Here is a 9888-nt window from a genome sequence, read left to right as displayed (position 1 = left end):
ACGACCGGAGACGGGGTATCAACATATCTGGCGTTGACTTTTGGCACGCTGTTGAGTTCTCAAGGAACGGACGCTTCCTTTGTACTCACCCTCTCGGGCTTTCCTCCGGGCTTCCCTTCGGTGTTCCAAACTCTATCAGTGTTTTTCCGACCCTCTGACCACTCTCCCGCAGGCATGCAGAAGATGATCCCGAGTTAGGATCTGACAAATTTGGGTGCTGCTCAGGAAGGACGCTTTGTCGCGCCGCTTGGCCTCAAGCAGGGGTACGACTGTACACGGAGCCTCGAAGGACGTGCAAATCGATTGGGCTGGTGGTCTAGACCACTAGCTGGTAGCTTCCATGCGGAACCGCCACTTCATATGACATACGCTGCTGCTCAGTGCCGTCCGGGACAGGGAGTGACGGCCCGTAAGCAGCTCCATCTCCGGGAGGCTTCCCATGACCACCGTGACGTCCCCTCTGGCAGGACGTGCCATCGGACTGGCCGCCGTGCCGGATCCGGTCTTCTCCGGGGCCATGGTCGGCCCGGGCACAGCGATCGACCCCGCGCGTGAGCCTTCCGAGGTCGTGGCGCCCGTGGACGGAGTCATCGTCTCCCTGCATCCGCACGCGTTCGTCGTCGTCGACGAGAACGGCCACGGCGTGCTCACCCACCTCGGTATCGACACCGTGCAGCTCAACGGTCAGGGCTTCGAACTGCTCGTCAACAAGGGCGACACGGTGACCCGCGGCCAGGGCATCATCCGCTGGAACCCGGCCGAGGTCGAGGCCGCCGGCAAGTCCCCGGTATGCCCGGTTGTGGCCCTGGAGGCCACGGCCGACTCCCTCTCCGACGTCCGTGACGACGGTGACGTGAAGGCCGGCGACAGCCTCTTCGCCTGGAACTGATGACCCCGCCGCCCCTTCCGTCATATGACGAAGAGGACGGCGATCACGACAACCATCGCGGCGGCGGGACCCGCCGCACTATCGGAGACGGGTGAGATGGAGACAACGCTGCGAGGCGTCGGTGTGAGCCACGGTGTGGCGATCGGCGAGGTTCGGCACATGGGAACGGCGGTGCTGGAGCCGCCTGCCAAGCAGATCCCGGCGGAAGAGGCGGAGCGGGAGCCGGGGCGTGCCCGGCAGGCCGTGGAGGCCGTGGCCGCCGACCTGATCGCGCGCGGCAACCTGGCGGGCGGCGAGGCCCAGGCGGTGCTTGAGGCGCAGGCCATGATGGCCCAGGACCCGGAGCTGATGGCTGACGTGGAGCGCCGGATCGCCGTCGGCAGCACCGCCGAGCGTGCTGTGTACGACGCGTTCGCCGCGTACCGCGAACTGCTGGCCGGAGCCGGCGAGTACCTGGCCGGCCGCGTGGCCGATCTGGACGACGTGCGGAATCGTATCGTCGCCCGGCTGCTGGGGGTTCCGATGCCGGGTGTCCCGGACAGCGACGAGCCGTACGTGCTGGTCGCGCGGGATCTGGCTCCGGCGGACACCGCGTTGCTGGACCCGACTCTGGTGCTCGGTTTCGTGACCGAGGAGGGCGGGCCGACGAGTCACAGCGCGATCCTGGCGCGGGCGCTCGGCGTTCCGGCCGTGGTGGCGCTGCCGGGCGCCGGTGAGCTCGTCGAGGGCACGATGATCGCCGTCGACGGCAGCACCGGCGACATCTTCGTGAACCCGAGTACGGAGAAGAAGGCCGAGCTGGAGGCCGCGGCCGCCGAACGCAGGGCCGCGCTGACCGCCTCGACCGGCCCCGGTGTCACCGCGGACGGGCACAAGGTGCCGCTGCTGGCCAACGTGGGCGGACCGGCGGATGTGCCGGCAGCCGTGGAGGCCGGTGCCGAGGGTGTGGGTCTGTTCCGAACCGAGTTCCTGTTCCTGGACGACAGCAAGAACGCGCCGTCCGAGGAGAAGCAGGTCGAGGCCTACCGTCAGGTGCTGGAGGCGTTCCCGGAGGGCCGGGTCGTCGTGCGGGTGCTGGACGCGGGTGCGGACAAGCCGCTGGACTTCCTGACCCCTGCGGATGAGCCCAACCCGGCGCTGGGCGTGCGCGGTCTGCGGACGCTGCTGGACCACCCCGAGGTGCTGCGCACGCAGCTGACCGCGCTGGCGAAGGCGGCCGAGGGACTGCCTGTCTACCTTGAGGTCATGGCGCCCATGGTGGCGGACCGCGCCGATGCCAAGGCGTTCGCGGATGCCTGCCGTGAGGCGGGGCTGCGGGCCAAGTTCGGCGCGATGGTGGAGATTCCGTCGGCCGCGCTGCGGGCGCGTTCGATCCTCCAGGAGGTCGAGTTCCTGTCGCTGGGCACGAACGACCTGGCGCAGTACACGTTCGCCGCGGACCGTCAGGTCGGTGCGGTGTCCCGGCTGCAGGACCCGTGGCAGCCGGCGCTGCTCGACCTGGTCGCGCTGTCCGCGGAGGCGGCGAAGGCCGAGGGCAAGAGCTGCGGTGTCTGCGGCGAGGCCGCGTCGGATCCGCTGCTGGCATGTGTGCTGACGGGTCTGGGTGTCACCTCCCTCTCCATGGGTGCTGCGTCGATCCCCTATGTGCGGGCCACGCTTGCCAAGCACACGCTGGCCCAGTGCGAGCGGGCCGCTTCCGCCGCACGTGCCGCCGACAGCGCGGACGAGGCCCGGACGGCGGCTCAGGCGGTGCTGTCCGGCGAGTAGCCTGCCGTGGCCGTGACCGGCTGCCTTTCCGGGGGCGCTCCACCTGCGGTGGGGCGCCCCCGGTGCGTTCAGTGGTGGTGGCCCGGGGTCGTGTCCTGGTCGCCCAGGTCGGGCGGCGTGCTGTAGTCGACGTCGGATTCCGGGGAGATGAGGTCGCCGGATTCGACGTCGGTGCAGTAGGCGTCGAAGACCTCGGCTGCGGTGAGGGGTGCAAGGCGGTCGCCGCGCAGTCGCCAGCCGTAGATGCGGTCGGCGGTGCCGGGGGCGCTGGTGCGCATGACGAGGCCGCCGGGGCTGCGGGTGGCGAGGCCGAGTGCCAGGACGCTGGTGAATTCGAGGACCTCGCCTTCGTCGAGGTGTGTGGTGCCCTCGCTGTCCTGGTCGGCGTGGAGGACGGTGACGAGCGTTTCGGGTGGTCCGGAGACGCTGCACACGAGGTGGCGGTCGCCCGGTGGGGCGGTGTCGAGGATGCGGGTGAGGAGGCGGGAGGCGCGGGTGAAGGCGGCGCGCCCGATGTCCTCGCCGCAGGTGGGGCAGGGGCCGAGGCGGGCCAGGAGGGTGCTGGCGTATTCCCAGGTGGCCTGGCGTACCGCTTCGTCGACCAGGGCGGGGACGAGGTCGGCGAGAGGTCGGCCGTCGTAGGGGATGGTGGCGCCGGTGGCCGCGAGTTCGGCGGTGAAGCGGGTGCGGCTGGCGGGGTCGTCCGGGTCTGCTCCGGTGTTCGTGCAGAACTCGGCGTATTCCTCGGGGTCGAAGAGGGCGAGTGTGGTGTGGGTGCCCTCTGCGGCGCGGGTCCTGAGGAGGGCTTCGATCTGTCGCAGGTAGGTGAGGTGGTCGTCGAAGGTGAAGGTGAGGTAGCGCCGCATGGCGCGGAAGTCGTGTTCGTCGGTCAGCAGGCCGATGGTGCCGGCGATTTCGCGGCGCAGAACGCGTCGCATGGTCCGGTGGTCGGTGTGCGCCATGTTTCCCCCTGTGAGCGGTCGATCAATGCTCACTCACCGTAACCGGCGCCACTGACAATGGGGGTTGCGGAAGCCGGTCTCGGACCGGGCGGTGTTGAATCGTGCAGGCCAGGACGGTGGTGGCGCCGGAAGCGGTCCAGCCGAGCGGGTCGGCGGCGATGGCAGTCGTGACGGCGAGTGGGCCCGTGCTGTGCGGGGCGGACTGTCGAGTGCATGGACTGCGAGGTAGTCGCGTAGGCGCACCCAAGGCGGTTGGCGGCGATGTCGCCGAGGGCGCCGACGGCCGGGCGGGGTGAATCTGTCGGTACCCGTGCGGGATGAGTCGGCCTTGGTGAACGGCCTGCGGTCGTACGGCTGGTGGGTGGCGGCCGGAGCGCGGTTCCGGCGGTCGCCGGTCCCGGGAGCGCGGATCTCGACTGCCGGCTGGAGCCGGCCGACGTGGTGCGACCGGCCTCGGGCTTCGCCGCCGTACCAGGCGAGTCCGAGGCCGACTATGGCGGGTGAGCCTGCCTCTTGGGAGCGTCAGGGGCGCTTGCGGGCCAGTTCCTCGTAGAAGCCCAGCAGGTCGAGGTTGTCGATGGAGCCGGGGTTGACGGCCTTCTCCAGTGGCGCGCCCTGGAGAAGGCGCTTGACCGGGACCTCGATGCGCTTGCCGGTGAGGGTGTGCGGGACGCCGGGGACCTCGATGATCTCGTCGGGGACATGGCGCGGCGAGAGCTGTTCGCGGATGGCCTGCTTGACGCGGTTCAGCAGGGCCTCGTCGAGGACCGCGCCCGGGGCCAGGTGGACGAACAGGGGCATCCAGTAGCCGCCGTCGGGCTGCTCGATGCCGATGACGAGGGATTCCTTGATCTCGGGAAGGCGCTCGACGACCTCGTAGATGTCGGCCGAGCCCATCCGTACGCCCTGCCGGTTGAGCGTGGAGTCGGATCGGCCGTGGATGATCACCGAGCCGCGGGAGGTGACGGTGATCCAGTCGCCGTGCCGCCAGGCGCCGGGATACATGTCGAAGTAGCTGTCGTGGTAGCGGCCGCCGTCGGGGTCGTTCCAGAAGCGGATCGGCATCGAGGGCATGGGGTTGGTGACGACCAGTTCGCCTACCTCCTCGATGACGGGCTTGCCGCTGGGGTCCCAGGCCTGCAGATCGGTCCCGAGGCCGGGCGCCTGCAGTTCGCCGGTGTAGACCGGGAGGGTGGGTACGGCGCCCGCGAAGCAGGAACACACGTCCGTGCCGCCGCTGACGGAGGCGATCCAGAGGTCGTCGCGGACCTCGTCGTGCAGCCAGCGGAAGCCGTCCGGGGGCAGCGGCGAGCCGGTGGTGGCGACGCACTGCACGCGTGAGAGGTCGTAGTCACTGGAGGGGTGCACGCCCGCCTTGCGGCAGGCCATCACATAGGCGGCCGAGGTGCCGTAGAGGGTGGCTCCGGTGTGTTCGGCCACACGCCACTGGGCGCCGGTGTCGGGGTAGCCGGGGCTGCCGTCGTACAGGACGATCGTGGTGCCCGTGAGGAGGCCGGAGACGAGGAAGTTCCACATCATCCAGCCGGTCGAGGTGTACCAGAAGAAACGGTCCTCTGGGCCCAGGTCGCAGTGCAGGCCGAGCTGTTTGAGGTGTTCGACGAGGATGCCGCCCTGGGACTGGACGATGGCCTTCGGCAGGCCGGTGGTGCCGGAGGAGTACAGCACCCAGAGTGGGTGGTCGAACGCGACCTGTTCGAATTCGGGCTCGGTGTCGGTGGAGGTCAGGGCCGACCACTCCAGGGCGCCTTCGGGGGCGGGGGTGCCGAGCAGGGGGATGTGGACGACGGCGCGCAGGGTGGGCAGTTCGCGGCGGAGTTCGGCGACGATCTCGCGGCGGTCGTGTTCCTTGCCGCCGTAGCGGTAGCCGTCGATGGTGAACAGGACGACCGGTTCGACCTGCTGGAAGCGGTCCAGGACGCTGCGGGCGCCGAAGTCGGGGGCGCAGGAGGTCCAGACGGCGCCGACGGCGGCGGTGGCGAGGAGGGCGACCACGGCCTGCGGGACGTTCGGGAGGTAGCCGCTGACGCGGTCGCCGGGGCGGACGCCGAGGGCGCGGAGTTCGGCGGCCAGGGAGCCCACCTGGCGGCGCAGTTCGGCCCAGGTGACCGGGAGGGGTTCGTGGGTTTCGTCGACATACAGGAGCGCGGGTTCGTCCGGGCGGTCGGCGGCGGCGCGCAGGGCGTGCTCGGCGTAGTTCAGTCTCGCCCCGGGGAACCATTCGGCGCCGGGCATCGCGCGGTCGCCGAGCACGCGCGTGTAGGGCGTCGAGAACCGGACGCCGAACCACTCCGTGACGGCCTTCCAGAACGTGTCCAGATGGTCGACCGACCAGCGGTGCAATGCCGGGTACCCGCCCTTGGCGGGGGCTCCGTGGTGTTCCGCCGCCCAGGTCTGGAACCTGGTGATGCGTGCCTGGGCGATCCGTTGCGGGTCGGGTTGCCAGAGCGGCTGGGGGTTCGCGGTCGACATGGGGCGGCTCCCGGGCTTCTGCGCTGGTGTGCGTCGGGCGCGCACGTGCTGGGGTGTGCGCGTGACGCGGCTGACAGGGACGATGCCATGTGATCGACTTCTACACCAGGGTGCGCTCCACATAGTCCGTGTCGTGAAGATGTGGTCTCGGCACGGGTGAACGGCAGTTGAACGGCACGCGCGTGTGGAGCGTCGAGTGGCAGGGTGAGCAGCATGGACGGTCGTGACCTGGTGCGTTCGGTGAGAGTGGTCGGTTCGAGGAACGCGGCTCAGGGGTTGCGTAGCGTACGGGCGGCGTGGCGCAGGAGGCGGATCGACGCCGCCGGGCTGCCCGCACGGGGGCCCGAGCGCGCCCGGGTGCCGGGTCCTGTGCAGGAGGTGGAGCCGGGGCCTGGAGGCGGTGTGATCCGCTTCAGCCGGTCCGAGCTGCGGATCACGGTCGCCGTGAACGGGGCGGTCTTCTGGGGCTGGGACGGGGCCGGTCCCGAGCCGTCGTACGCGCTCGCGGGGCGCTGTCCCGAACCTGACCCGCGGGCGGTTCTGGAGCCGGACACGGACGGTGGCTGGCGGGTCGTGGCGGAGCGGGTGACGGTCAGCGTCTCGCGGCACGGCGCGGTGGAGGTGTGCACGCCAGGTGGCGTGATGCTGCGGCGGGATCTGCCGCCCCGCTGGTGGGAGCCGGTGGACGGCGGCCTGGCACGTTGGGTGCAGCGGTCGGAGGTCGCCGCGGACGCGCGGTTCTTCGGTCTCGGCGGGCGTGCCTCGGGGCCGCGGCTGCGCGACGGCACGTACCGGCTGTGGAACACCGACCCCGGCCGGGCCTTCGGGCCCGGTGACGACCCGCTGTACATCACCATGCCGGTGCAGCTGGTGGTGGCGGACGCGGCCGCGCATCTGGTGTTCCACGACACCTCGTGGGACGGCACGGTGACCCTCAGGGAGGGCGAGGAGGGCGCCGGTTCCGGCCATGACCGGGCCGGGCGCTGCGAGCTGCGGATGGACGGCGGTCCGCTGCGCTGCTGGGTGATGGTGGGCACGCCCGCGCGCGTGCTGCACACATGGGCCTCGCTCACGGGCGCGCCCGCGCTGCCGCCGGCGTGGGCGCTGGGCCATCACCACGCGCGCTGGGGTTTCGGCAGCGAGCAGGAGGTTCGGCGGATCGTCGCCGGTTACCAGGAGCGCGGTCTGCCGCTGGACGCCGTCCATCTCGACATCGACCATTACGACGCCCACCAGGTGTTCACCGTCGACCACGAGCACTTCCCGAAGCTGCCGACGCTGGCGGAAGACCTGCGGCGGGACGGCGTCCGGCTGGTGTCGATCGTCGACCCGGCGGTGAAGGCCGCGCCGGGCAACGCGGTCTACGACAGCGGGAGGGGGGTCGACGCGTTTGTGCGGGATCCGTCGGGGCGGTTGGTGGAGGGCGTGGTGTGGCCCGGCGAGGCGGTCTATCCCGACTTCACGCACGCGCGCGTGCGCAAGTGGTGGGGCGGGCTGTACGAGGAGCGGCTCGCGCTGGGCTTCGCCGGGTTCTGGCACGACATGAACGAGCCGACGTCGTTCAACGCCTTCGGCGAGTCGACGCTGCCGCGCGCGTCGCGGCATGCCCTGGAGGGGCGCGGCGGCGACCACCGGGAGGCGCACAACGTCTACGCGCTCTGCATGGCACGGGCGGCCTACGAGGGGCTGCGCGAACTGGCGCCCAAGGAGCGGCCGTTCCTGTTCTCCCGCTCTGGCTGGGCCGGCATGCAGCGTTTCGGGGGCGCGTGGTCCGGTGACGTCGCCACCGGCTGGCCGGGGCTTCGCGCGTCCCTGTCGCTGGTGCTGGGGCTCGGACTGTGCGGGGTGCCGTACTCCGGGCCGGACGTGGGCGGTTTCGACGGGAGCCCGTCGCCGGAGCTGTTTGTGCGCTGGTTCCAGCTGGGCGCCTATCTGCCGCTGTTCCGCACGCACGCGAGCATGCGGGCGGGGCGCAGGGAGCCGTGGGAGTTCGGGGAAGAGGCGCTGGAGCACGCGCGCGTGGCGCTCCTGGAACGGCGACGCCTGCTGCCGTACTTCATGACGCTGGCGCAGCTGGCCCGGCGGACCGGCGCGCCCTATGTGCGGCCCTTGTGGTGGGGTGCGCCGGAGGACCGGGCGCTGCGCGACTGCGAGGACGCGTTCCTCTTGGGCGACGGTCTGCTGGTGGCTCCGGTGCTGGATCCGGGCGCCGACCGGCGTGCGGTGCAGCTGCCCCGGGGCCGCTGGTACGACACGGTGACGGAGCGGGCGTACGAGGGGCCGGGGCAGGTGCTCATGGACGCTCCGCTGTCGCGGATTCCGGTGCTCGCGCGTGCGGGTGCCGTCCTTCCCGTGCGGGGCGAGGACGGCGGGACGGAGCTGGAGGTGTGGGCGCCCGTCCGGGGACGGGCGGGGAGCGGTCTGCTGGTGCCGGACGCGGGCGACGGCTGGGACGAGCCGGAGATCGAGCGTTACGTCGCCCGCTGGGAGGGTCGGCGGCTGGTGGTCGGACGCGAGGGGGACAACGGCAGGAGGGAGCCGTCGCGCCCTGTGCGCGTCAGGGGGCTGGGGTGATCCGGGGGGCTCAGTAGCGGCCCTCGAACCACGCGCGTACGGCCACGCTGTGCAGCGGGAAGGCGAGCTCCTCGGGCCTGCGCAGCAGGTGCCAGCCCTCCGTCTCGTCCGTCGCGCCGGACGGCGGTAGCCCTTCGACCGGGCGTTCCGGGAGGAGACCGAACAGCAGTAGGTGCCCGTCGGGTGAGCTCATGGCGTCGGCGAGCCGTACGTCCCGCGCGGCCGCGTCGATGCCGGTCTCCTCCTTGAGCTCACGGACGACGGCGTGCCGCCAGTCCTCGCGGTCGTCGACATAGCCGCCGGGCAGCGCCGTGCCTCCGCGCGCGGGGGCGACGGTCCGGGTGATGACGACCAGGGCGGTGCCCTTCGTGTCGTACACGGGCTGGAGGGCGATCGCCACCGGCAGCGGGTTGCGGTAGGCGATGCGGCCGCAGGCCGGGCAGGTGCGCGGCCAGCCGGAGACTCCCGCTCCGTAGGGCGCTCCACAGCTCGAACAGTGCGAGTCCGGAGCGGAGTTGGCAATAGGGTGCTGATTTTCGGACACGCGCGGACTTTATCCGATCACGGGAGCGGCGTCTTACGTCAAGGGAACGCCTCGTTCCGGAAGTGAACCGACGCCGAAGACCGGAACCGGACAGCGGGATGTGACCCCAGGGCGTGACCTGCCCAATTGCGGCGACCCGTGGCACGCTTCTGACGTTTCGTCAGATATCGTGTCCTGGAGAAGCTTTGTCGCGTACACGCGTGCCCGCGGTCGAGTGCTGGTTCACGGGCGAGGGGGGCGGGTTCCGGCTCCTGGGCACGCGTTGTGCGGCCTGCGCCTCGGTGTTCTTCCCGCGCGAGGACGTCCACTGCCGCAATCCCGGGTGCGCGGGCGGCGACCTGGGGGAGGTTCCGCTCTCCCGGCGCGGGCGGATCTGGTCGTACACCGACAGCGGATACCGGCCGCCGTCACCGTTGTGCGCCGAGGGCGAGGCGGCGAAGCTGCTGCGCGAGGGAGCGACGGCGCCGGGCGGCCGGATACCCGTGAACGCCAGCGGTGGGCTCGCCTCCTTCGGGGAGGCGGTGCCGGCCCAGGCGATCGCCCAGGTCTGCGAACTGACCTGGCAGTTGAGGGACGCGGCGGGCGACCGGCAGGTGGCGCACGCGCGCGTTGGGGATCACGGCCAATCAGGGGCTGTTTCGGACACGGCTGGTCGGTGATAG

Annotated in this window: 8 protein-coding genes; 5 read left to right on the top strand and 3 right to left on the bottom strand. The window is 71.1% G+C overall.

What is annotated here, in order from left to right; translation table 11 throughout:
• The 3 genes from ABZ396_RS30485 to ptsP all read left to right on the top strand — a co-directional run.
• The coding region (locus ABZ396_RS30485) for a hypothetical protein (RefSeq protein WP_359186411.1) at positions 1–198 on the top strand (198 nt) is incomplete at its 5' end.
• Between the two features lie 241 nt (positions 199–439).
• Entirely contained in the window at positions 440–889 is a 450-nt protein-coding gene (locus tag ABZ396_RS30480; protein ID WP_358926505.1) for a PTS glucose transporter subunit IIA, read from the top strand.
• A gap of 96 nt (positions 890–985) precedes the next feature.
• Entirely contained in the window at positions 986–2656 is a 1671-nt protein-coding gene (ptsP, locus tag ABZ396_RS30475) for a phosphoenolpyruvate--protein phosphotransferase (protein ID WP_358926520.1), read from the top strand.
• Positions 2657–2724: 68 nt separating this feature from the next.
• Here the strand turns inward: ptsP and ABZ396_RS30470 are convergent, their stop codons facing one another.
• Positions 2725–3618 (bottom strand): hypothetical protein, encoded by an 894-nt coding sequence (locus ABZ396_RS30470; protein ID WP_358926506.1) that lies wholly within the window; start codon positions 3616–3618, stop codon positions 2725–2727.
• A 522-nt stretch (positions 3619–4140) separates the two neighbouring features.
• Positions 4141–6108 (bottom strand): acetoacetate--CoA ligase, encoded by a 1968-nt coding sequence (locus ABZ396_RS30465; protein ID WP_358926507.1) that lies wholly within the window; start codon positions 6106–6108, stop codon positions 4141–4143.
• A gap of 213 nt (positions 6109–6321) precedes the next feature.
• Here ABZ396_RS30465 and ABZ396_RS30460 point away from each other — a divergent pair, with 213 nt between their 5' ends.
• Entirely contained in the window at positions 6322–8682 is a 2361-nt protein-coding gene (locus ABZ396_RS30460; RefSeq protein WP_358926508.1) for a glycoside hydrolase family 31 protein, read from the top strand.
• Positions 8683–8692: 10 nt separating this feature from the next.
• On the opposite strand, the gene ABZ396_RS30455 is transcribed toward ABZ396_RS30460, so the two are convergent.
• Positions 8693–9226, bottom strand: coding sequence for an NUDIX domain-containing protein (locus tag ABZ396_RS30455; RefSeq protein ID WP_358926509.1), 534 nt, complete (start codon positions 9224–9226; stop codon positions 8693–8695).
• Positions 9227–9411: 185 nt separating this feature from the next.
• Here ABZ396_RS30455 and ABZ396_RS30450 point away from each other — a divergent pair, with 185 nt between their 5' ends.
• Positions 9412–9885, top strand: a complete 474-nt coding sequence (locus ABZ396_RS30450) for a zinc ribbon domain-containing protein (RefSeq protein WP_358926510.1) — start codon at positions 9412–9414, stop codon at positions 9883–9885.
• Positions 9886–9888 lie beyond the last annotated feature (3 nt).

Source organism: Streptomyces sp. NPDC005866 (genome assembly GCF_040629895.1).
Lineage (GTDB): Bacteria > Actinomycetota > Actinomycetes > Streptomycetales > Streptomycetaceae > Streptomyces.
This window is presented reverse-complemented; position numbering and strand designations above follow the sequence as displayed.

Excerpts from the sequence above, each read along its gene's own strand:
- ABZ396_RS30470 (WP_358926506.1), bottom strand. The coding sequence starts at position 3,618 with ATGGCGCACACCGACCACCGGACCATGCGACGCGTTCTGCGCCGCGAA.
- ABZ396_RS30465 (WP_358926507.1), bottom strand. The coding sequence starts at position 6,108 with ATGTCGACCGCGAACCCCCAGCCGCTCTGGCAACCCGACCCGCAACGG.
- ptsP (WP_358926520.1), top strand. The coding sequence starts at position 986 with ATGGAGACAACGCTGCGAGGCGTCGGTGTGAGCCACGGTGTGGCGATC.
- ABZ396_RS30460 (WP_358926508.1), top strand. The coding sequence starts at position 6,322 with ATGGACGGTCGTGACCTGGTGCGTTCGGTGAGAGTGGTCGGTTCGAGG.
- ABZ396_RS30480 (WP_358926505.1), top strand. The coding sequence starts at position 440 with ATGACCACCGTGACGTCCCCTCTGGCAGGACGTGCCATCGGACTGGCC.